13 protein-coding genes and 1 pseudogene are annotated in these 24989 nt (G+C 40.4%); 10 read left to right on the top strand and 4 right to left on the bottom strand.

What is annotated here, in order from left to right; genetic code table 11:
* Entirely contained in the window at positions 1-1248 is a 1248-nt protein-coding gene (locus MKZ18_RS12080; protein WP_341344548.1) for a glycosyltransferase family 2 protein, read from the bottom strand.
* A gap of 226 nt (positions 1249-1474) precedes the next feature.
* On the opposite strand from MKZ18_RS12080, the gene wecB reads away from it, so the two are divergent.
* The 7 genes and pseudogenes from wecB (at position 1475) to MKZ18_RS12045 (ending at position 9101) form a co-directional block, all read left to right on the top strand.
* On the top strand, positions 1475-2566 hold the full coding sequence (gene wecB / locus MKZ18_RS12075; RefSeq protein ID WP_144593806.1) for a non-hydrolyzing UDP-N-acetylglucosamine 2-epimerase: 1092 nt from the start codon (positions 1475-1477) through the stop codon (positions 2564-2566).
* Positions 2559-3545, top strand: coding sequence for a polysaccharide biosynthesis protein (locus tag MKZ18_RS12070; RefSeq protein ID WP_062686344.1), 987 nt, complete (start codon positions 2559-2561; stop codon positions 3543-3545). Before wecB ends, MKZ18_RS12070 begins: the two co-directional genes overlap by 8 nt.
* Positions 3546-4373: a dTDP-4-dehydrorhamnose reductase family protein gene (locus tag MKZ18_RS12065; protein WP_025910098.1), complete on the top strand. Its 828-nt coding sequence runs from the start codon at positions 3546-3548 to the stop codon at positions 4371-4373.
* Entirely contained in the window at positions 4355-5260 is a 906-nt protein-coding gene (locus tag MKZ18_RS12060) for an NAD-dependent epimerase/dehydratase family protein (RefSeq protein WP_144593805.1), read from the top strand. Before MKZ18_RS12065 ends, MKZ18_RS12060 begins: the two co-directional genes overlap by 19 nt.
* 282 nt (positions 5261-5542) lie before the next feature.
* Positions 5543-6814, top strand: a complete 1272-nt coding sequence (locus MKZ18_RS12055; RefSeq protein ID WP_025910242.1) for a sugar ABC transporter substrate-binding protein — start codon at positions 5543-5545, stop codon at positions 6812-6814.
* A gap of 130 nt (positions 6815-6944) precedes the next feature.
* A complete protein-coding gene (locus MKZ18_RS12050; RefSeq protein WP_251385551.1) occupies positions 6945-8255 on the top strand; it encodes a carbohydrate ABC transporter permease in 1311 nt (436 codons plus the stop codon).
* A gap of 2 nt (positions 8256-8257) precedes the next feature.
* Positions 8258-9101: pseudogene (locus MKZ18_RS12045) on the top strand (sugar ABC transporter permease).
* Between the two features lie 86 nt (positions 9102-9187).
* On the opposite strand, the gene MKZ18_RS12040 reads toward MKZ18_RS12045, so the two are convergent.
* Positions 9188-10984, bottom strand: a complete 1797-nt coding sequence (locus MKZ18_RS12040; RefSeq protein WP_235859194.1) for a glycosyltransferase — start codon at positions 10982-10984, stop codon at positions 9188-9190.
* A gap of 155 nt (positions 10985-11139) precedes the next feature.
* Here MKZ18_RS12040 and MKZ18_RS12035 point away from each other — a divergent pair, with 155 nt between their 5' ends.
* Positions 11140-11550 (top strand): hypothetical protein, encoded by a 411-nt coding sequence (locus MKZ18_RS12035; RefSeq protein WP_061784853.1) that lies wholly within the window; start codon positions 11140-11142, stop codon positions 11548-11550.
* Between the two features lie 47 nt (positions 11551-11597).
* Here MKZ18_RS12035 and MKZ18_RS12030 read toward each other — a convergent pair whose 3' ends face one another.
* Positions 11598-13325, bottom strand: a complete 1728-nt coding sequence (locus MKZ18_RS12030; protein ID WP_144593803.1) for a glycosyltransferase — start codon at positions 13323-13325, stop codon at positions 11598-11600.
* A gap of 175 nt (positions 13326-13500) precedes the next feature.
* On the opposite strand from MKZ18_RS12030, the gene MKZ18_RS12025 reads away from it, so the two are divergent.
* A complete protein-coding gene (locus MKZ18_RS12025; RefSeq protein ID WP_144593802.1) occupies positions 13501-14214 on the top strand; it encodes a glycosyltransferase in 714 nt (237 codons plus the stop codon).
* A 43-nt stretch (positions 14215-14257) separates the two neighbouring features.
* Here the strand turns inward: MKZ18_RS12025 and MKZ18_RS12020 are convergent, their stop codons facing one another.
* The gene (locus tag MKZ18_RS12020; RefSeq protein WP_138116876.1) at positions 14258-14899 is read right to left on the bottom strand and encodes a hypothetical protein; all 642 of its coding nucleotides are present in this window, start codon (positions 14897-14899) and stop codon (positions 14258-14260) included.
* 151 nt (positions 14900-15050) lie between these two features.
* Here MKZ18_RS12020 and MKZ18_RS12015 point away from each other — a divergent pair, with 151 nt between their 5' ends.
* The gene (locus MKZ18_RS12015; RefSeq protein WP_340842516.1) at positions 15051-24980 is read left to right on the top strand and encodes a tandem-95 repeat protein; all 9930 of its coding nucleotides are present in this window, start codon (positions 15051-15053) and stop codon (positions 24978-24980) included.
* Positions 24981-24989 lie beyond the last annotated feature (9 nt).

Below are 24989 nucleotides of genomic sequence, written 5' to 3'. Positions count from 1 at the left end.
TTAATCCAAGGTTTTAATGAAATCGCTCCAATTGGAGTGATTTTTTTTTGTGATGCTTTTCACGTGATCACGAACGTTGTATACAGTGAAATCTCGGTAGCATACCGAATAGCGCTTCATTAGCTCATTTAAGACGCTGACATCTTCGTACATACGCCCATCTAAAAAAGAAAGAACGGGAAATCCTCCAATTGCTTTTAGAAAAGACGTACGATAAATGCGTGGCCCCATAGGAAATGCGTAGCCTAAAAGCTCATTTTTTGAGCGAATGGACCGTCCGTGCACAACACCCATTGGCTTTAATCCATTGTGTGGTGTTTCTTTCCACCTTCGTAAATTTCCATACAAAATAGCAGCGTCTGAAGGAATAGAAGGTAAGTGATTTGAAATAACTGATAAAGCGTTGGGATCAAGCCAGTCGTCTGCATCAAGCTCTAGTACGAATTCTGTATCAACTAAAGGTAGAAGGGTGTTTAGAGCGCGTGCTTTTCCTCCATTTTCTTTTTGAATGAGCTGAAAGCCTAGCTGTGATTGAAGAAAAGCTAAGTCTTCAACAGTTCCATCCGTAGAGCCATCGTCAGCTACAAAAAGTTGTTTCTTTTGAAAAGAAACGCTTTGAATGAAGCATGAAGAAACGGCTGTATGAATAAATGGCTTTGCGTTATAAGCTGCTAGCATAATTGATAGAGGAGAGCTGGCTTTATGCTCAGTAGTAAACTGATAGAGTTGGCTAGTTTCTAAAAAAGCAGAAGCAAGGCGGGTTTCTTTTTGAATTCCCATCTTCACCGCTTTTTTTGTATCCACAGGTATGCATTGATCTGAAGGAAGGGTGCGTACCCAATATGCAAACATCGCTTCAACAAAAGGAAATGCGTGTATTTCAGGAAATGGAAATAATTTTAAATCGGCGCTTTTAAAAAACAGAGGTAGTTTTAACTCTTCATCTGTTAATGGATAAGTGTATAGCTTCATTTTATCTAGCGTTTGCTTTTTTAAAAGCGGAAGGTTTACGTCGTCTCCTTTAAATAAAAACAATACGTGCTCCTTATTTAAACGTTGAACTCTTTTGTTAAGCTCGCTTCCTATACAACTAGAAAGAGATATAGTATCCGCGTGGTACGGAATCAATTGCAGAACTTCTGACTTGGCAATGACGGTAACCGACGCACCGTCGCTCAGTTTGGCTAAAAGCTGCTGAATTATATGCGGACTTTCATGCCCAAAAAGAAAAATGTGCATATTTGTCATAATACTCTCCTTTTAACTTAGTCAATTATAGGCTGAACGCTAGTTTTTTTTAAAATTTCCATGCATACAAGGTATATATATTCTATGAGGTTTGGATTAATGTTGAGAGGTAGGTTAATAGCATAAAGATAATAATCTCGCCTATAGCAAGTCTTACTTCCCAGCATAGAGTAATAAGAGGATACAGCAAAGACGGAGTCTAAACTATGTATAGGATGTGTAGAGAATGAAAGTGATGACCATTTTAGGTACGAGGCCTGAAATTATACGTCTAAGTTTGATTATTGACAAATTAGACCGCTATGCAACTAAGCATATTTTAGTTCATACAGGTCAAAATTTTACCGCTTCCCTTAGCGACGTATTTTTTCAAGAGTTACAGGTTAGAAAGCCAAACTACGTGCTTGCTAATCAGCAAGCCACGTTAGGACAGCAACTTTCAACAATGTATGCTCAGTTAGAAGCAATTTTTTTGAAAGAAAAGCCTGATAAAGTTTTGGTGTTGGGTGATACAAATAGCGGACTAAGTGCAATTCTAGCAGAACGTATGGGAATTACAGTGATGCATATGGAAGCTGGAAATCGTTGCTTTGATCTCGAAGTACCCGAGGAAAAGAATAGAAAAGTAATTGACGCCATTTCAAGCATTAACCTTCCTTATACTCCTCAAAGTAAAGAAAATCTTATTCGAGAAGGTGTTCCAAAGAACCGAATTGTGGTTTCTGGAAATCCTATTTTTGAAGTGTTAAACCATTACGCTCCTCAAATTAACGCAAGTTCTATTTTAGAAGCACTAAGCATCAAAAAAAATGATTATTTCTTAGTCACGATACATCGTGCTGAAAATGTTGATTATGAAGACCGTTTAGTTGAAATTATGAATGGTCTTAATAAAGTGGCCGAATCATTTCAAAAACGTATTATTTGCAGCATTCATCCACGAACAAAATCACGCATTGATAAGCATCCTTCTCTTCAAATTCATCCACTTGTTGAGTTTCATGAACCATTCGGCTTTTTTGACTTTGTGAAGCTTGAAAAAAATGCGCTTTGTGTTTTAACAGATAGCGGTACCGTTCAGGAAGAATGTTGCTTGTTTCATGTTCCAACAGTAACGGTTCGAAAAACAACAGAACGTCCTGAAACGATTGATTGTGGAAGCAACATGCTATCAGGCTTAAACGGGGATCAAATTGTAAACTGCGTCAAAGTCATGGTAAATCAGTCAAATAGATGGTCTTACCCGGAAGGCTACGATCATCCGGATGTTTCAGATAAAGTAATAAAAGTAATTTTAGGAGGTCTTAACAGTGTTTAAAAACCAAACGATTTTAGTTACAGGTGGCACAGGCTCATGGGGATACGAATTAGTAAGGCAGTTATTAACGCTTGACCCAAAGGAAATTAGAATTATTTCACGCAATGAATCCAGTCAATTTACAATGAAGCAAGAGTTTGACAACGATCCAAAGCTTCAATTTTTAATAGGGGATATTAAAGAAAAAGATTCATTGATTGAAGCATGCCAAGGCGTGGATTATGTGTTTCATCTTGCAGCTTTAAAACATGTTCCCGTCTGTGAAGATCAGCCGTTAGAAGCATTAAAAACAAACGTACACGGTACGCAAAACGTTATTGACGCAGCCATCATTTGTAATGTGAAGCGCGTAATTTACATTTCAACTGATAAAGCGGCGAATCCATCGAATTTCTATGGACTTTCAAAGGCCATGGGCGAACGTTTAATTATTCATGCGAATACACTAAACACGAAGACAAAATTTGTATGCATTCGCGGTGGAAACGTACTTGGAACAAACGGAAGCGTTATTCACGTATTTAAAAAGCAAATTCAAGAAAAAGGAAAAGTAGGAATTACTGATTTAGACATGACGCGCTTTTTCTTAACGCTAGAAGATGCAATCAAGCTTGTCTTTAAAGCAACATTTGAAAGCCTTGGCGGTGAGATTTTCGTTATGAAAATGCCAACATGCAAAATCATTGACCTTGCTTATGTGTTAATCGATGCTTCAAACAAAGAAAATGTCGATATCGAAATACTAGGCATTCGTCCTGGTGAAAAAATTCACGAATTGCTTCTGTCGGAATACGAAAGCACAACAACGATTGCTTATGATGAAGAATATTTTGTCATCTTACCGCCAATTCATATTCCAGGTCTAAAAGAGCATTATGCAAACTTTAAGCCTGTGAACCTTGTGAACTATAATTCTAGCAAAGAGTTAATGACGAAGGAAGAAATTAAAGAGATGTTAGAGAAAGGACGGTTTATCTAAATGAAAATACTAATCCTTGGTGGAAAAGGAATGGCTGGTCACGTTATCACTTCTTATTTTAAGCAAAAACCTCAGTACGAAGTAGTCTATACATCAAGGGATTTAGATGACAAAGAAGGATTGTATGTTGATGTAACAAACGCAACTGATCTTGAAAAGTTAATGGAACAAGAAAAGCCGGATATTACGATTAACTGTATTGGTATTTTAAATCATCATGCGGAGCAGCATAGTAAACTTGCTTTCCACGTTAATAGCGTTCTTCCCCATCAGCTTGTAAAATTAACGGAGCGCTACCAAGGGAAGCTTATTCATATTAGTACAGATTGCGTCTTTTTAGGGGACAAAGGCAACTATACGGAAAGTGATGCTCCTGACGGGACATCCATTTATGCTCAATCCAAGCAGTTAGGTGAAATTATTAGCGATAAGCACCTAACGGTTCGAACTTCAATCATTGGACCTGAGTTAAAAACCGACGGAATTGGCCTATTTCTATGGTTTATGAAGCAAACTGGAAAAATCAAAGGCTATAAGCGAGCGCTATGGAACGGTGTCACAACAATAGAGCTTGCTAAGGCAATTGAAGTGTTTATTCAACAGGACGTGACGGGACTTTATCATCTTGCAACCGAGCCGAAAATTTCCAAATTCGACCTTCTTCAGCTCATGAAAGAAGTGTTTCAAAAAGATGATGTTACGATTGAAGAAGATGAAGTATTTGTGTTGGATCGCACCATTAAAAATACGCGAATAGACCATATTTACACGCCGCCTACTTACCGAGTCATGCTGGAAGAGATGAAAGATTGGATTCAAAAGCAATGAGAAAGCGCATCCTTATTACCGGAGCAAGCGGTTTTACAGGGAAGCACGCAATCGTGCATTTTATGAAAAAAGACTATGAAGTAACTGCTGCAATGCGCAAGGAAATGTCTTGTGAAGGTGCAAGCGTAGTTAGCTGTGATTTAGAAAACGAAGACCAGGTCATGAAGCTCGTTGAAGACGCAAATCCTCATTATATTCTCCACCTTGCTGGTCAAAATCATGTCGGTAGCTCATGGGAACAGCCTTTATCTTACGTTAACAGCAATGTAATTGGAACGCTTCATTTATTAGAAGCAGTGAGAAAAAAAGTGCCTACTGCTCGAATTGTAGTAGCCGGATCCGCGCTCCAATATAATCCTTCAGATAGTTCAACATTGACTCATCCATATAGCTTTTCAAAAACGATGCAGATTCTAGTCTCAGAGGCATGGGCAAAGCTCTATAATCTCGATGTGGTTATTGCAAAGCCTTCAAATTTAATTGGACCTGGGCATTCCAACGGTGTTTGTTCGATTTTTGCCAAAAAAATTGCTGCTATGGAAAAAGGCGATGAAAAGAAAGAGCTTCACATTAGCAATTTAGAAGCCAGGCGCAATTTTATTGATGTGAGAGACGCTGTTGCAGCATATGAACATTTATTCTTATTTGGTCAAAGGAAGGCAGTTTATGAAATCGCCTCCTCTGCCTGCTATTCATTAAAAGAAGTTGCCTCTATGCTGAGAACGCTTGCTCACGTAGATTTCCAGATTACGAATGATGAAGCGAACAGTGAACCTTTCTTAATACCAGATACGTCACCCCTTCAACTTATAGGCTGGAAACCAAACTATTCGCTTGAGAAATCGCTTTTAGATATTCTGACATTTCATCGACAAACCAAGGATTAAAGTAGTACACGTTTTCATATAAATCAATAAACAAAAGAAAGCTCTCTAAAAAGGCAGCTTTTCTTTTTATAAGGAGGGGAGTGTAAATAATCAATATTGAAAATAAAGTTTGGTTTTCCATAAAAATATGAAAAAGAGTAGTTGTCAAATGGTTGATTATAAGTATAATAGAGATTATAGATTGTGCAAACGTTTTCGCTATAAAATGAAAGCGTTCTATTTTTAGGGAGTTGTACAAGCGGTTGCACAAGTCAAACATAATAGGTCAACGGAGGGGTTAAAATGAAGAAAGCGTTATCAGTTTTCATGACTTCAGCGCTAACAGTAGGTATGTTAGCAGCATGTGGTCCAGAAGAAGGCGCAACAAGCACGACACCAGGATCTGGGAGTGGGGGAGAAAAACCAGAAAAGCTAGTTGTTTGGGAAGATAAAGATAAAGGACCAGCACTAGACTATGCAATTAAAAGTTTTGAAAAAGAACATGGTATTAAAATTGAGTATAAAGAAGTAGAAACAACAAAAATTCAGGAGCAGCTAGCATTGGACGGGCCTGCCGGAACAGCTCCAGACGTTGTAACAATTCCTCATGATAACATCGGTCCAGCTGTTACAAAAGGGTTGCTTGCAGAGTTGACAACTACTTCAGATGAGACAACATCTCGCTTTAGTGAATCATCAATTGATGCAATGACGTTTGACGGCAAGCTTTACGGTTTACCAAAAGCAACGGAAACGCCAGTACTTGTGTATAATAAAGCGTTTATGAAAGAGGCTCCAAAAACAATGGACGAACTTAAAGCCTTTTCAGAAGACTTCACAAAAGACGGGAAGTATGGCTTTTTAGCGCTACTGGATAACTATTACTTTGCACATGGTTTCCTAAGTGGTTACGGTGGTTACGTATTCGGTGAAAAAGACGGTTCATTTGATACAAAAGACTTGGGTGTCAACAATGCTGAAGCGGTTGAAGCAGTTGACTACATCAACACTTGGTACCAAGACAAGCTGTTACCGAATGGTATTATTGGAGAAAATGGTGGTAGCGCATTAGACGGTCTATTTAACGAAGGTAAAGTAGCTTCTGTTATGAATGGTGCATGGTCTTTCCAAGGCTATAAAGCAGCGGGAATTGATATTGGTGCCGCTCCAATGCCAAAGTTACCAAACGGTGAACCAGTTAAAACGTTTATGGGTGTAAAAGGTTGGAACGTTACATCATTCTCAACTAATAAAGAATGGGCTGAAAAATTTATTGACCATATCACAAACGACGAGAATGCAAAGAAACGCTTTGAGTTAACACAAGAAATTCCACCAAATACAGCATTGCTTGAAGATCCAATTATTAAAGACAATGAGTTAGCTTCTGCAGTTGCTATGCAATCTCAAGATGCAGTACCGATGCCGTCAATTCCTGAAATGTCAGAAGTTTGGCCTCCAATGCAAAGCGCAGTTCAAACCGTTATCACGGGTAAAGCAGATTCTAAAAAAGCTCTAGATGAAGCACGTAAAACAATTGAAGAAAACATCAAAGCAAACCACAGCGGTAAATAAATCAATCTGTTTAAGGAAAGAAGTACCTTTGATTCTTCAGGGGTACTCTTTCCTTACTAATAAGGCAAGCGTTTGCGCTATGAAAAGACTTACTATTTTGCTTATTTAGAATGAAAAGGAGAGGCCATACATGGAGCTAAAACATGCTGAAAATCAGCCCGAGCAAACATTTCAAGGTAGCAACCATCGTAAAATAGCGTTAGGATTATCAATCATCCCCGGGTTAGGTCAGCTATATAATCGTCAAATTCTAAAAGGAATGTTGTTTCTTTTACTTACTATTTCCTTCGTTGTTGTATTTAAAGATTTTTTGAACATTGGTTTATGGGGACTTGTGACACTTGGTGAAGTGCTGCCGCGAGACCATTCAATCTTTTTGCTAGTATACGGAATCTTGTCCGTTATTTTACTCGCGTTTGCACTCGGGTTTTATGTTTTTAACTTACGTGATGCCTATAAAAACGGAGAGAAGCGTGATTTAGGACTACGTATCAGTACGGTAAAAGAGCAATATCACAATTTACTAGATAACGGATTTCCGTATCTCATGATTTCACCAGGTTTTGTTCTTCTTGTTTTTGTTGTCATTTTTCCAATTTTGTTTGTTATTTTATTAGCATTTACAAACTATGATCTCTACCACTCACCGCCAGCAAAGCTTGTCGATTGGGTAGGATTTAAGAACTTTATTGATATGGCAACGGTGCCAATTTGGCGAGAAACGTTTATCAGCGTGTTTGCATGGACGTTAATTTGGACATTTGGCGCAACAACCCTTCAAGTAGCATTGGGCATCTTTTTAGCGATTCTAATTAATCAAAAAGATTTAAAAGGGAAAGCAATTATTCGTACTGTATTTATTTTACCTTGGGCAGTACCAGGCTTTGTTTCCATCCTAGTGTTTGCAGGAATGTTTAACGAGACCTTCGGAGCGATTAATAATGACATCCTCGCTTTTTTAGGAATTGAAGGAATAAATTGGATGACGGAACCGCTTTGGAGCCGAGTGGCTTTAATTATGATCCAGACATGGTTAGGATTTCCATTTATCTTCGCAATGACAACAGGTGTGCTTCAATCAATTCCAGAGGAGTTGTACGAAGCGGCAACTGTAGATGGGGCAACGGCTGTTCAAAAATTCATGAAAATTACGTTACCGCTTGTTCTTTTTGCAACGGCACCAATTTTAATTACCCAGTACACGTTTAACTTTAACAACTTTAACGTGATTTACTTATTTAATGCTGGTGGACCTGCGGTATCAGGTCAAACAGCTGGAAGTACAGATATTCTAATATCATGGATTTATAAGCTGACGATGACGACTCAGCAATATGGAAAAGCTGCAGCCATTACAATGTTATTGTCAGTGATTGTTATCACTGTGGCGCTATGGCAATTTAAGCGCACAAAATCATTCCAAGAAGAGGATATGATGTAACTATGAGTATAAAAACAAAAAAAACCATTCGTCTCACTTTATCATACGCAGTTGTACTAGTTATGTTTGCCATTATCTTATATCCAATTCTTTGGATTATTGGTTCGTCTTTAAATCCCGGAGATAGCCTGTCTGGTTCAAAAAATGTTTCCGGAAAATGCTACGTTCAAGCACTATGCAGCTCTATTTGATACGAGCCAAAGTAATTATTTAATTTGGTATGCGAACTCGTTGAAAATTAGTATCTCAACAATGATTTTATCTCTTATTTTAGTTAGCCTAACTGCCTATTCATTTTCTCGTTATCGATTTGTTGGAAGAAAAAATGGATTATTAACGTTTTTGGTGTTACAAATGATTCCAAACTTTGCAGCATTAATTGCTATTTTTGTGCTTGCGACGGTTACAAAGTTAATTGATACACACCTTGGGTTAATTTTAATCTATGTAGGTGGAGCTATTCCAATGAATACATGGTTAATGAAAGGGTATTTAGATACGATTCCAAAAGAGCTAGATGAGTCCGCAAAGATGGACGGAGCTGGGCATCTTCGTATCTTTTTCCAAATCGTTATGCCATTAGCCAAACCAATCATTGCTGTTATTGCATTATTTACGTTTACAGCTCCGTTTGGAGATTTCATTTTAGCAAAGGTATTGCTTCGTTCAGGCGAAAATTACACGCTGGCAGTTGGTTTATATGATATGATTTCAAGACAATTCGGAAATCAGTTTACAGCTTTTGCGGCAGGGTCTGTACTCATTGCCGTTCCGATTGCTCTTTTATTCCTAGTTTGTCAAAAGTACTTTATCTCAGGCTTAACAGCCGGAGGGACAAAGGGATAATTATATGAATCTTAATCGTATAGGAATGCACAGCTTCCTTATATAAACATCAACACAAATAAACAGGCACAGTGAAATGTGCCTGTTTATTTGTGTGCATCTTGTAAAAAGGAATAGCATGCTTTTTCAAACGCTGCGACGCTGTTTGAGAGCTGCCACTTTTCAGCTTCTTGCTGTCCGTTAACTTTTAACTTCGCAAGTAGGGCAGAATCTTGAATTAAGCGGCTAATATCTTTCCCAAGTCGATTTTCATAGCGATAAGACATTAAGCAGGTTTCTTCATGACGACCGTATTCGGTATTCCCACCTGCATAGACACATACGATTGCAGCACCACATTTCATTGCTTCAAGCCCCGGTAAAACAGCTGTTTCATAAATGGACGAAGTAACAAAAATATCTGCTCGGTTGTAATAAGCGCACAGTTCATAGTCATCTTTTGGAGAATAAAATAAAAAGCCTTCCTTATTTCGCAAGTCTTGTAGAGTAGGAGACTGAGCAAACTCATTTGGTGGACAAATCAGGTTAATTCGTACACTTGGAAACTGTTTTTTGACAACCTTTAGTTGCTCAATTAAATAATCCTGATCCCGCTGCCAAGAATATCCGCCTTCTGGTATTCTCACAATAGCAGAGATGGTGAACGGTTTTCTTTTATTAGAGAGTGAAAGCTTTGAAAAGTTAGGGTTGACATAAATAGGAATATGTTCACCTTTAATCCCATGAAGTAACGAGATTAATTCTTGCTGATACCGTGAGATGACAAGCAAATAGGGTGTTGTATTGTAAGACTGAAAAGAAACGCTTTGTTTAGGAAGAAACACGGGCTCGTAGCTCAAGCTAAAGCGCGCGTGAACGCCTTTTCCTTGAGCGCTTGCAGCTGCAGCAGACGGAACGGTTGAGTAGAAGTTTGAGATAATTAAGTCACTGTTGGGATAGTCTTGCTCCGTTATCACAGCACCAAGAGTCCTTGTAATCTTTGCTTTTACGTCATACTCTATGTCACCTTGTGGAGGCATTAAAATGGTTACATTATGCCCTAAATCAACAAGGCCGTTACTAATATCAGCAAGCATGCGCTGAGCGCCACCTTTGCACAGCGTTAAAATAGGAAACGTAATGTTTAAAGGCGTATTTAAAGATTGAGTTGTTAAAGAGTTAGCCTGAGCAGATGAATTCTTTTCAAGATTTACCATGTTGGCTAACACGGGACGATGAGCTTCTTGAACTGCTTTTACTTCAAGATCAATTTCCGACGTATGTTTTTTTGTTCCCATCTCATCATGCACGCGGTAGTGAACAAGCGGTTCATTAAGGTAATAAAACTCATAAGCAGGAACGCAGCGCAGCCAGTAATCATAATCTTGGGTAAATCGAAGAGCTTCATTAAATAAGCCAAGCGTAGTGAATACCTCCATTTTCATCATGATTGTACAGCCGTTAATGCTACATCCAATTTGAAGATGTTCAATAAAATCTAGCTTGCGGTCAAAATAAACACCGGCTAAAGGCACAGTTACTTCACTGTTGTTATTAATAAGTGCATAGTTTGAATGACTAATATAAGCGTTATGTGCTTTCATAAAGTTTAGCTGCTTTTCTACTTTATCATGAACAAACAAATCATCCGAGCTAAGCCATGCAAAATATTCGCCCGTTGCGTGCTGAATACCCATGTTTAAAGCGCTGGCAGTTCCTCCGTTTTGCTTTTCTACATAGCGAATTTGATTTAAATAAGGCGTGATTTTTTCAGTATGCATCGTTGATCCGTCATTTACCACAACCACTTCGATGTTTGGGTACGTTTGTCCAAGTGCGCTTTCAATTGCCTGATTAACATAGGAACAATTATAAAAAGGAATAATAATTGATACTTTTTCCATTTTAAATCCCTTCTTTCTTTCATGCTTAAAATGAAAGGCTTGTTATAAAATTTGAAAGAATAAAACAGTTGAAAAATAGTTTTATTGTCCAAGCACTTTTAGACAAAATTCATATAATAAAATGTAAGTATATTTTAATTTAGGGGGAGAATAAATTGAGACCTATTGATGACTTTAGTGCAAGCGTGCCAAGTAACTTTAATAATAGTTTAGATCGAGTCATTCCGACTAGAGGAACTGTTGTTTTAGCTGAATTCGGACTAGCTGTTCCTCGTTCTGGTTCCAATGTTTTGTTAGAAGGGACCGTTGGTATTCGCTCTTTCTTAGGGTTACCAAACATCTTAGTTAATGTGTTACGTGACGGTGGTATTATCGGATCTGTTCAAGTAAGCACGCTGGCAGTAAATGAAATTCGACTTGCTACATTTCAAATTGTAGATGCAAATGCTCCTGTTGGCTATCATGCGTACACGATTACTGCTGAGTCGTTAAATCCGCTCCTAACACAAGCTCGTGTTACCGGTCCTCTAACGTTTACTGGAACTACAATTGGCCCTGTTTCATAATATGAACGCTTTCTATTCGTTAACATTTGGCGGATAGAAGGGGTTTTTTAAAGCTGAGAGAGCATTTGTTTAAAGTGAACCGCATATTCCTGCGGTGAAAAATGCTGAATAATATGCGTAATACCTTGATTTCGGATAGTTTCACGCAAAGCTTTATCTGTAAGAAGCTCGATGCCTTCTCTGATTGCTTCCTCAATATTACCTAGGGTGAAAAATTTTCCTGTTTGATTATGAATAATAAAGCTTTTGACACCGTCAGAATCCGTTGATAAAACGGGGCATCTACATACCATGGCTTCTAATACAGCATAGCCGAAACCTTCTACTTTAGAAGTTGAGCATAAAAATCCTCCAGAATCCCCAATGGTTGAAAAATACTCTGCCATTTTGGCATGAGGTTGATTGGCGTAAATAGTTAAATGACTTCTAAGGTTGAGCTGGTCAAGCAAACGCTCAAACGCTTCACGTTCAGCTGGAGTTGAAAGCGTATTGTCTTCGAACATCCAAAGCTTGATATCAGAAGAATGTTTTATAATATCAGCTCCAATGCGAAGGAAATCACGCCAGTTTTTATTATCCTCAAGCCTTCCTACCCATCCGATAATTGGTGTAGGATGCTTTGGTAGCGGTTGATAATGAAATTGCTTTGTATCAAAACAGTTATGAAAGCAAAACTGTGATTTTGAAGAGAAGTATTGCTGAAAAGCATTGATAAGATGAGGGGTGTTAGGATATAGAATGGCATCGCTATAGTTTTTAATATAAGAATGCGCATCCCCTTTCAAATAAGCATTTGTGTACTCTTTATCCGTTCCTAATCCTTGCACTTCATAAATCAAATGCCCCTTATAACCTAAATGTCTCAACCTTTTTAAAAGAAGATAATCTGTATTAACAATAATAGCGTCATAGCGTCCTTTTGAAATAATTTCTTTTATTTTTACATCTTCATTTGTCACAAAGACAGAAGCGTTTACTTTGTTTTGCAGACCAGTTCCAGACTGCGTATATAAAAAATCACATTGGATATCTGATTCAGACAAAGCGTAAAAGCGCTGTCGATTTAGCGTTTCAACGCCACCGCTTGGAATATAAAACGTAAATAATAGTTTTTTTCTATCTGAGTCTACGGGTGTTACTGTAGTAGGAAAGGATGCTTTAATGACAGGCTGAGCAGTTGTTTCTTTACAAAGTGGCCAGTACCTAATCATATGATCTTCTACATGTTCAATCGTTTTTTTGAAAAAGGCTTGGATAAACGGTTCTGTTCGTACGATGTTCCAAAGCTTAACCTCTTGTAAATCACCTTGGAAGTAGCCATATGAAGGATGGCCACCGAAACAAAAATGTGGAACGATTTTTCTTCGACGGCTTAAAATTCCTTTTTTGACAAATTTTCCATTAATATACAGAGAAGGAATACGATTGTGATAAACGAGTGCAAGGTGCGTCCATTCTTCCACTACACAAGGAAAGACAAGCGTTGGTGTAAAATGATTTTTCCCCACTTCATAAATAGAGATGCCGTTCGTTCCAACGGAAATGGCAACGGACGCTTCAGTATTGTTGAGAACTTGGTCATCATCAGGCGCAATGACAAACGGCTGGTTTTTAAAGGTAGATATACCTGAGCGAGCCTCGTTTTCAAGAAACTGTTCCTTTGAAGGGCGTACCCAAAATTCAATCGTAAATGTATTCGAAATAGGAACAGAAGTCGGTGGGTCTGCTTTAAGTTGTTCACTACCTGAAAATGATGCGTAAGAAGAGTGAAGCATTGGAAAGGACCTCCTCTTTTTTAAATTTTACATATAAGCATATGTTTCCATTTCATTCATGCTATTTTATACATATATGTTAGAGGGGGAGTTTATGTTCATTTGACATAAAAACTCTCAATAAGCACGGATTTAGTATTGGTTCATACGTTAATGGAAAGGAGGAGTTTAGATAGTGAAAAAAGTATCGATTATTGTACCTTTTTATAACTGTGTCTATATCGATCAAGCACTTGATAGTGTGTTTAAGCAAACGTATCCACACATTGAAGTTATTGTAATCAACGATGGGTCCACTGAACACTATGAGAAAATTACCCCTTACTTAGATCGAATCATTTACATTGAAAAGGGAAACGGAGGGACGGCTAGCGCATTAAACATGGGGCTGAGTCGTGCGACCGGAGATTATATTTGTTGGTTAAGTTCAGATGATATGTACTCCACAAATAAAATTGAAAATCAGCTGGCATACATGCTTAAAACTAACGCGTCTTTTTCCTATACAAATTATCATTTAATTAATAAGGTAGGGGCAATTACGTCTAGAGGAATCGGTATTTACTACCCTACTCGACTTCAGATACTAAAAGAGATGAGCAAAGGTAATTTTATTAACGGCTGTAGCGTTATGATTAAAAAAGAAGTATTCGACCGGGTAGGGATATTTGATGAAACCTTACCGTATACGCATGATTATGATATGTGGCTGAGAATTATCGAACAGTTTTCTGTTTACTATATTGATGAGCCGCTTCTATACTATAGAATTCATGAGAAGATGGGAACTATGCAGCATGCGCGAACTATTAAAAAGGAAGTAAAACGTGTGAAAGCTGCTCATAAAGATTCCATACAGCAAGTGATTGCACAAGAACAAGCTAAATAAAAAGAGCACTGTTTCAGAGTACGAAACAGTGCTTTTAATTATGTTAATAGTGGCTATGTTTACAATGACTGGATTGAAGTTCTTCTCTTGGATGAATGTAAGCACCTTCGAGTTGGATGGTTTTACTGCAACCACTTGTTACGTTTTGACAAATGCTTACTTCTACGCGAAGCTCTTGCTCACGGTTTATGCATGAAGGAGTTACGGTAAACTCGACGCTTGTCACGTCACTTTGAACAGTTGTACCTGTCGGTGCATAAAGGTATACGGTTTCTTGAATGGTAAAGGGAATGGGGTTAGATCGACAAATTTGACCAGTTGTTTGATCAACTAGCTTAAGCACATAACGTCCTTGTTTTTGCATGACTGCCCGATAAAGAGAGGAGCAATTATCTTCGTCATTTACTTTCTTTTTCGTACGCATCATTGAGTTGGTTAGTTCAGTCGTAGTAATGCCTCGTTCTGGTGAGGTTGGACATCCATTTTCATCTACAATCATAGCTTCAATAAAAAAGCGATTGCGCTGTAACAGAAGTTCGCATAAATTAATGCCGTTAATAATTTCATCGGTTCCATCGCTTTTGAAGACGTCTAGCTCACCCTCGTACTTTTTTTGTACCCAATCATAAAGGTGAAATGCATTTACACAATGAGTTTGGTGAGAGGATGACACTGTTATATTCATTCCTTTCTAGTAGAATCTATGAGTTAGTATACTCAAGTTCCTATAGAAAGTGTGTTAGGTAAACGTCTTAGTTTTTTATGCATTTTAGGAACGTTTTGTAAAAAGGGGTTATATACTTTTAAGTGTATTTAAAAAACGAGGTGAACATACTGTGCCATATATTAATCGGTTTTTAGGGAATGCAAACGGGGCTATTACATTTACGGGAAATACCTTTGGCCTCAGTAAGCAAAACAATGCAAATACCCCCGGTACTGCCCATTCTATTGGAACCTTTTTTAGCGCAAATGCAAGCTCAGTGGATGGATCTTATCCGATTGGTACAACGGCTGACTGGCGGCAAAATGCTTCAAGTACCATATTGCGGTTGCCATCTACAACAACTAGAATTTTATACGCTGAACTAATTTGGGGTGGTTTGTATACATCCACAGATGAAAACGTCAGCGCCTTTATTAATAATTCAATTACGTTTCGCACACCTTCAGGAAGCTTTACTATTGCACCTGACACCGCTACGCGCTCAACGCTAACCGTATCTCCGAATCTCTTTTATGTACGAAGTGCCAACGTAACGAACTTAATCACAACTCCAGGAACATATACAGCTCTTGGAGTTCCAGGTACACAAGGAAACTTAGACAATACGCTAAACTCAGCGGGATGGACACTTGCTGTTGTATACGAAGACCCACTGCAAAGATCTCGGAATCTATCCCTTTTTGTTGGAGCTGAGCTAACGAGTAGTGCCGGGACTTCAACGGCGACGGTATCTGGTTTTGGTACACCTGTAACTGGAGCTGTCAACGGACGTCTACTAATTAGTTCAATTGAAGGGGATTCAGTCATAGTTGGAGACCAATTTTTATTTGGTCCAACTCCAACAACGCTTCAAGCAGTATCAGGTCCTAATAATCCACTTACGAACTTTTTTGCATCTCAAATTAATAATGATGCCGGTACCCTCGATACGTCAGGTACGTTTGGGAACGTCAACCATCCTATTGGAACCAATATTTCAGGTGCTCGTCAAGGGTGGGATATTACAAACATTGATGTATCACCGTGGTTACAAAACAATCAATCGACTGCGGCAGTCCGAGGAGCCACTAGTGGAGACACGTATGTCGTCAATACTTTGGGGCTTCAAATTGATATTAATGCACCTGTCTTTACAATTAATAAAACAGCTAACGTGTCATCAGCAAGAACTGGAGACGTTATTACGTATACCGTTACGATTCAAAATACAGGAACAGCAGTAGCAAACCTGGTGGTTGCGACGGATGCGCTGTCCAATGCGACTACCTTTGTACCGAATAGCTTATTTGTGAATGGAGTGCAACAGCCTAATAAGAATATTCAAAGTGGAATTTCTCTTGGTACAGTAGGCATTAATCAAACCATTACTTTAACCTATCAAGTTCAAGTAGCTGGGCCGTTAACAAATGTTCCGCAGCTGTCCAATCAGGTCTTTATTGAATATCGATTTGAAAGTACACCTGGAAACACGTTGACAGGTGCATCATCTTCAACAATTAATAATGTAACAGCTGTCAATAGGCCTCCAACAGTTCCCAATTATACCGTGACAAATCCAGAAGATACGCCAGCAATTGGCCAAATAGTAGGAACTGATGTAGACGGGAATCCACTGATATACCAATTGGGAACAGCACCCGTAAACGGAATTGTAACGGTCAATCCGAATGGTCAATTTGTCTATACGCCCAATTTGAATTTTAACGGAACAGATAGCTTTACTGTTGTTGTAAGCGACGGTCAAGGAGGAACAGCCGTTTCAACGGTTACTCTTATTATTACACCGGTCAACGATGCGCCAGTTACGCAAAATTATTTTGTTCAAACGCTAGAGGACACCCCGCTTACGGGGCAAATTTTTGCGACGGATGCAGATGGGAATCCGCTGACGTTCAGTTTGCAAACAGCACCAGCAAATGGCGTAGTTACGCTCAATGCTGACGGAACTTATACGTATACACCCAATATAAACTTTGACGGAACGGATCAATTTACAGCCTTAGTGAGTGATGGTCAAGGAGGAACAGCTGTTTCAGTCGTTACCATAACGGTTATTCCCGTGAATGACCCACCTGTTGTTCCAAACTATACGTTTACCACACAAGAAGATTCAGCAGTAATAGGAGCGGTTGTAGCCGTTGATCCTGATCAAGATTCGCTGACGTATCAGCTTCAAAATTCACCTGCAAATGGCGTGGCGGTTGTGAATCCAGATGGAACGTTTACGTATACGCCAAACCTTAATTTTAATGGGACAGATGCGTTTACAGTATTAGTAAGTGATGGTCAAGGAGGAACAGCCGTTTCAACTGTTACCATTAACGTTTTACCAGTGAATGATCCACCAGTTACAGGGAATTTATCATTTACAATCAATGAAGATACTACGTTATCAAATCGCGTGACCGCTACAGATCCTGATGGAGATCCTTTAACGTTTTCCCTGCAAAATGTACCAACAAATGGAACGGTACTTGTCAATGCAGATGGCACGTTTACTTATACCCCAAATTTGAATTTTAATGGAACAGATGTCTTTACTGTGTTGGTGAGTGATGGTCAAGGGGGAACAGCGGTATCCACAGTAACCGTTACGATTCTACCTATTAATGACCTACCAACGGTACCCAACTATACGTTTAATACACAAGAAGATGTATCTGTTGTTGGAACCATTGTAGGAAATGATGTAGACGGAAATCCTTTAACATACACACTTCAAACCCAAGGAACTAACGGAACGGCAATTGTTAATGCAGATGGTACGTTTACGTATACGCCAAACTTAAATTACAATGGTAGTGATCAATTTACAGTACTAGTAAGCGATGGGCAAGGAGGCACCGCTCTTTCGACTGTTTTTATTACCATTACTTCGGTAAACGATGGTCCACTCATCCCGAACTACACGTTTACGACGAAAGAAGACGGACCGGTAATTGCTAACGTTGTGGCAATTGATGTAGATGGAGACCCACTTACCTATACGTTGCAGACGCAAGCAACAAACGGGGCAGCGGTTGTCAACGCAGATGGCACGTTTACGTATACACCAAACCCGAATTTTAACGGCACGGATGTCTTTACAATTTTGGTGAGTGATGGTCAAGGGGGCACCGCTGTTTCTACAGTAACCATTAACGTGCTGCCAGTCAATGACCCTCCTGTTACATCTGATTTGTTTTTTACCATTGCAGAAGACACGGAGATATCTAATCAAGTTGTGGCATTTGATCCAGACGGAAATCCTTTAACATACACACTTCAAACCCAAGGAACTAACGGAACGGCAATTGTGAATGCAGATGGGACGTTTACGTATACGCCAACCTTAAATTTTAATGGAACAGACGTGTTTACAGTATTGGTGAGCGATGGTCAAGGAGGAACAGCAGTCTCGACCGTAAATATTACGATTGTACCGGTCAACGACCCACCGACAGTTCCTAATTATACATTTTCAACATTAGAAGATGTGCCTTTATTGGGTGCTGTAGTAGGAACAGATGTCGATGGAAATCCGTTGACGTACACGCTGCAAACGCAAGCGAGCAATGGAGTAGCTGTTGTGAATGCAGACGGGACGTTTACGTATACGCCGAATTTAAATTTTAATGGAACCGATGTGTTTACGGTGTTGGTAAGCGACGGCCAAGGTGGGACAGCGGTTTCAACGGTAACGATTAATGTTCAGCCGGTCAACGATCCGCCAGTGACAGTAGACCTAGCGTTTACAATCAATGAAGATAACGTTATCTCAAATCAAGTACCTGCTAGTGATCCAGAAGGAGACCTGTTAACGTTTAGTTTGTTAAACGCACCTATCAATGGGACTGCAGTTGTCAACGCAGATGGGACGTTCACCTACACACCAAACCTTAACTACAACGGAACAGATACCTTTAGTGTTCTTGTATCAGACGGTCAAGGAGGAACAGCGGTTTCAAATATTTCTATTACAATCGTATCAGTCAATGATCCGCCAGTTGTTCAAGACCAAACGATCACAACAACGGTTAATATTCCAATTTTAAGTAGTGTGCCAGCTTCAGACCCAGAAGGAAATGCGTTAACTTATACAGTGGAACAGCCACCAACAAACGGTACGGTTATATTGAACGGAGACGGGACTTTTACGTATACACCGAATCCAGCATATGTTGGCGGAGATCTGTTTACAGTTCTTGTCACTGATTCAGAAGGAGCGACAGCACTCTCAACAATAACTGTTACTGTATTAGCGACCAACGGAAACACAACGGCTCAAGACGCGCAGTTAACGACGCCAGAAGATATTCCTGTGCAGGGGCAATTGGTAGCGACAAACGTATTAGGTAATCCGCTTGTCTATACTCTTCAAGGTCCACCTGCTTTTGGAACGGTTACGTTAGATAGCGCCACAGGAGTATACACCTATACGCCCAACCAAAACTTTAATGGCAAGGATTCATTTACCGTATTTGTGACGGATAACGCCGGAGGAAACGCAATTTCTTCTCAAGTGATTACGGTTACGCCAGTGAATGATCCGCCAGTCGTACCAAACTATCAGATTACAACGCTTGAAGACACGCCTATTGCGTCAGTGGTTATCGCAACAGATGTAGACGGTAATTCACTCACATACTCACTTCTTGTTGCGCCAACAAACGGAGTAGCTTTGGTAAATACGGATGGCACCTACACGTATACACCGAATCCAAACTTTAATGGAACAGATCAGTTTACAGTTCTCGTTGATGATGGTCAAGGAGGAACAGCAACATCCATTATTACGGTCACAGTCGTTCCAGTGAATGATCCGCCGGTTGGACCAAATGAAATCTTCGTTACAACGCTTGAAGACACTACGCTAATTGGTCAAATTATTGCAACAGATCCAGACGGGGATGTATTGACCTATGCTCTTGAAAATGCACCAATAAACGGAACAGCCGTTGTTAACCTGGACGGAACTTATACGTATACGCCGAACCTTAACTATAACGGCAAGGATTCATTTACGGTGCGAATTAGTGACCCATCTGGAGCATTTATTATTACGAATGTAATGGTCACCGTTATTCCAGTAAACGATCTGCCAACCGTTCCGAACTATGCTTATACGATTCTAGAAGATACCGCTTTGAATAGCACAGTTGTTGGGACAGATGTAGACGGAGACCCGCTCACCTATTCACTAGCAGCTCCACCTGCTAATGGAACCGCAGTCGTTAACCTAGACGGCACGTTTACGTACACGCCAAATCCAGACTTTAACGGGCAAGATAATTTCTTTGTGAACGTACAGGATCAAAACGGCGGCACCGCTATCTCGGAGATTGTCATTACCATTGTACCTGTCAATGACCCACCAATTGCGCCGAATGTAATTACGGTTACAACGAATGAAGACGTTGCGGTAGGAGGCACAATTAACGCAATTGATCCAGACGGAGATCCATTGACGTATACGCTTGAAGACGCTCCTATTAATGGAACCGTAGTAATTGACTCACAGGGCTCGTTTGTATATACGCCCAACTTGAATTTTAACGGAACGGACACGTTTGCGGTTCGAGTAAGTGATACAAGCGGAGCATTTATAGTTGTGAACGTACAGGTCACTGTGAGCCCAGTTAACGATGTGCCAACCGTACCGGATTATCAGTTTAGTATTAACGAAGATACTGTGCTAACAAACCAAGTCGTTGGTACGGATGTAGACGGGGATCCGTTATCGTATAGCTTGCTTTCTCCACCGGTGAACGGAACAGCCGTCGTGAATCCAGACGGGACGTATACGTACACGCCAAACGAAAACTTTACCGGAACGGATAATTTCTTTGTGCTGGTGACTGACCCTAATGGAGGGCAAGCGGTATCAACTATCACAATAAACGTATTACCAGTAAAAGACCCACCGATTGCACCAAATGTAATTGAGGTTGTAACGGATGAAGATACGGCGATTACAAGTGCTGTAAACGCCGTGGATCCAGATGGAGATCCATTACTGTATACCCTTGAAAATACGCCAGTAAACGGAACGGCAGTGGTGGATCCACAAGGTTCGTTTTTATACACACCAAATCTTAATTACAGTGGACCGGACACATTTACAATCCGAGTAACCGATACGGCTGGGAACTTTATTATTGTAAATGTTAACGTCACGGTTGTACCGGTAAACGATCCACCGATTGTACCAAACTATCAATATACGATTTTAGAAGATACGATTCTTATCAATCAAGTGTTTGCTACCGATGTAGACGGAGACCCATTAACGTATATGCTAGCTTACCAAAGTAGCTATGGTATAGCGACTGTGAACCCGGATGGAAGCTTCACATATATTCCTAACCCTAATTTCGTTGGCGAAGATAACTTTGGCGTAACGGTTAGTGATGGGCAGGGAGGTACAGCTTTATCCATCATTACGATTACGGTTACACCGGTAGATGATCCGCCGATTGCGCCAAATGAAATCATGATTTCTACACCGGAAGAAACGCCTGTTACAACTCAAATTGTCGCAATAGACCCAGAAGGATTACCGTTAACGTATGCGATTGAAGACGCACCGATTAACGGAACGGTTATCATTGATAATAATGGCGTGTTCACCTATACACCGAATGAGAATTTCACGGGTGGAGATACGTTTACCGTTCGAATTACGGACGTAGGTGGAAACTTTGTTATTACGACCGTGCTGGTTATGGTAACACCTGTTGAACAGCCGCCGGTTGTGCCGAACTACTCAATAACCACTCTACAAAATCAAAGTGTAACTGGCACAGTTGTTGGAATCGATCCAAACGGAGACCCGATAACGTATAGCCTAGGGCAGCCTGCACAAAATGGTGTGGTGACGGTTAGTCCAGATGGAAACTTTATTTATACGCCAAACACTGATTATGTAGGAAGCGATTTATTCACCGTCATCTTAGAAGATACAACAGGATTAACTGCTACTTCATTTGTTAACGTAACAATAACACCAGTAAATCGTACGCCTGTTACAAATGATTTTACCGTTAATACACTTGAAAATACGCCGGTAAGCGGGCAAACGCCAGGGGTTGATCCAGATGGAAACCCAATTACCTATTCTATATCAGGACTTCCATTTAATGGAACACTAACGGTAGATAGCGCGACAGGTGTATACACGTACACGCCAAATCCAGGCTTTGTAGGTATTGATTCGTTTACAATTGAGCTTCATGATAATGCTGGCGGCGTTGCTCAATCTCTTGGAACAGTCACTGTCATTAGTACGAATCGTCCGCCAACCGTAAATGACTTGTCCATTGCAACGCAGCAAGGATTACCGGCAACAGGGCAATTGATTGGAACGGATCCGGATGGAGACCCAATTCGCTTTAGGCTAAACCTAGCTCCTTTAAATGGAAGCGTAGTGGTCAATAGTGACGGAACGTTTACGTATATACCGAATATTGGCTATATTGGTACCGATAACTTTTCAGTTATCGTAGAGGATACGCGGGGAGGGCGAGGATTTGGAACAGTGAACGTAACGATTACCCCAACTCCTCCACGGTTTACCGTACTTGGTGCAGAAGTGACAACGCTTATTAATCAACCAGTTAATGGATTAGTTGCTGTTAATGATCCTGAAGGCGATATTGTGTCTTATCAAATTAGCGCCCAGCCTCAAAATGGAACGGTTATTCTTAATCAAGACGGGACGTTTACGTATACCCCGAATCAAAATTTTGTTGGGGAAGGTTTCTTTGACGTCATTGTTACGGATGGCAATGGTGCTCAAGGGATAGGTACGGTTATTATCAACGTACTGCCGTCTTCAAGTATAATCGTAGTTATGGATTCTGAAATTTCTCTTGAGTTTAATACACCGATAGACGGGCAAGTTATGGCGACAAGTACGACGGGGCTTCCGCTATTGTATACGCTCCAAACGCCGATACAAAATGGAACGGTAACGGTCAATTCCGAAGGTACGTACCGCTATGTGCCAGCAGCTGGATTTTTTGGTTCCGATAACTTTTCGGTACTTGTAACTGATTCAGAAGGTAACGCAGAGATTGCTAATGTGGTTGCTGTCGTTCAAGGACCGGTTAACGCCCAGCCAATTGTCACAGACCAAACGGTTCAAACGATTGAGGGTCAGCCTGTATCAGGAACTGTTATTGCAACGGATCCAAACGGGCAGCCGCTGACGTATACGCTTCTTGGAAGCGGAGCTGTGAATGGAGTTGTGATGTTAAATCCAGATGGAACGTTCACGTATACGCCAAACGCGGGATTTGTTGGCAATGATGCGTTCAGTGTACTGGTAGAAAATCCACAGGGATTAAACGCTACTACTACGATTGCCGTTGTAGTTACGCCGTTTCCAAATCAGGTTGTTGCAGAGAATCTCGTCATTCGAACAGTCAGTAACCAGCCTGCAACTGGTCAAATAATCGCAAGAGATCAGCTTGGCAGACCGCTTGTGTACTCACTCAATATAAGTCCTTTATATGGAACAGCAGTAGTCAATCCAGATGGATCCATTCTCTATACGCCAAATGCAGGGTTTAGCGGCCAAGACCAGTTTAGTGTACTCGTTGTAAATGACCAGGGAGATCAAGCGATTTCTCAAGTAACAGTCGTTGTGGATAATCCAGCAAGCACAATTATCGTTCCGGATACAACCATTCAAACAGTCCAAAATCAAAGTGTTCAAGGTATTGTATTAGCGAGTGATTCTCAAGGCAGACCGCTTCGTTACTCCCAAGGATTCATGCCAGAGAACGGGACGGTTGTGGTTCATCCAGACGGAACGTTTACGTACACGCCAAATCCACAGTTCTTCGGAACGGATTCGTTTACGGTATTTGTGCAAAATGACCGAGGAGACTCATCTTCAGGAGTAGTAAGAGTTGTTGTTGAAGAACTTCAAAGTGAAATCACGGTAGAGCCACTTACAGTGTCTGGTCAGCAAAATCAGCCGGTTAGCGGTCAAGTGGTAGCAACAGATGCGCTTGGACACCCATTAACGTACGCTGTCGGTATCGGACCAGCAAATGGAACGCTTCTCTTTAATCCAGACGGAACGTTTACCTATACGCCAAATCCAGACTTTGCAGGCATTGATAGCTTTACGGTAATTGTTCGAAATGATTTGGGTGATTCAGTCACGGTGGTTGTATCGGTAGTTATTGCTAGTGCTGGAAGTCAAGTAACAGCAGATGACCAAAACGGAACGGTTGTCGTAGGACAGGTGCTTCAAGGGCAAATTGTAGCAAGTGATTCACAAGGACGCCCGCTCACTTATACGGTAGCGACAATGCCGAATTCTGGAACGGTTGTTGTAACCGCAAGCGGTGCCTACACGTATACGTCAAATCTTGGTTTTGCTGGAAGGGATCAGTTCACTGTTATTGTTCGAAATGATTTAGGGCAAGAAGCATTTTCGGTTGTGACTATAGACGTAACCTCATCAGCAAACGTTATTACAGCAAATGATGTAACGCTACAGACAACTTCCGGAACACCTGTAAACGGCTTGTTTACAGCAAGCGATACGCAAGGGCGCCCATTAACGTTTACGCTTCGCACGGTACCAACGAACGGTCGAGTGACATTAGGTGCAAATGGTCAATTTGTCTATACGCCAAACGCAAACTTTGTAGGGACAGATTCATTCTCCGTACTAGTAATTGATGACACGGGCGCAGCAACTACGGCAACCGTAACAATTACAGTGATTGAAAATCAGCAAGACGCACCAATTATTAAAGATCAAGCGTTTACGCTAAACGTCAATGAAATGATTCAAGCTCAAATTGTTGCCAGGGATTCACAAGGATTACCGCTGGCCTACGGAATTGTCACTCCACCGCAAAACGGAGTAGCCTTCATTAATCAGGAAACGGGCGTAATCACGTACACGCCAAATCCAAATTTCGTCGGAACGGATTCTGTTGTGGTGAGCGTGACTAATAGTGCTGGTGTAACATCGACAGCAACCATCACCTTTATCGTCCAACGCGGTATCAGTTTTAGGTGTTCAATTATTCTCTAAAGAATTCTC

The sequence above is a fragment of the Priestia sp. FSL W8-0001 genome (genome assembly GCF_038050335.1).
Taxonomy (GTDB): Bacteria; Bacillota; Bacilli; order Bacillales; family Bacillaceae_H; genus Priestia; species Priestia flexa.
This window is presented reverse-complemented; position numbering and strand designations above follow the sequence as displayed.

What these genes read in the sequence shown, in the direction of transcription:
- MKZ18_RS12080 (WP_341344548.1), bottom strand. Translation starts at nt 1,248, where the DNA reads ATGACAAATATGCACATTTTTCTTTTTGGGCATGAAAGTCCGCATATA.
- wecB (WP_144593806.1), top strand. Translation starts at nt 1,475, where the DNA reads ATGAAAGTGATGACCATTTTAGGTACGAGGCCTGAAATTATACGTCTA.
- MKZ18_RS12065 (WP_025910098.1), top strand. Translation starts at nt 3,546, where the DNA reads ATGAAAATACTAATCCTTGGTGGAAAAGGAATGGCTGGTCACGTTATC.
- MKZ18_RS12055 (WP_025910242.1), top strand. Translation starts at nt 5,543, where the DNA reads ATGAAGAAAGCGTTATCAGTTTTCATGACTTCAGCGCTAACAGTAGGT.
- MKZ18_RS12050 (WP_251385551.1), top strand. Translation starts at nt 6,945, where the DNA reads ATGGAGCTAAAACATGCTGAAAATCAGCCCGAGCAAACATTTCAAGGT.
- MKZ18_RS12040 (WP_235859194.1), bottom strand. Translation starts at nt 10,984, where the DNA reads ATGGAAAAAGTATCAATTATTATTCCTTTTTATAATTGTTCCTATGTT.
- MKZ18_RS12030 (WP_144593803.1), bottom strand. Translation starts at nt 13,325, where the DNA reads ATGCTTCACTCTTCTTACGCATCATTTTCAGGTAGTGAACAACTTAAA.
- MKZ18_RS12020 (WP_138116876.1), bottom strand. Translation starts at nt 14,899, where the DNA reads ATGAATATAACAGTGTCATCCTCTCACCAAACTCATTGTGTAAATGCA.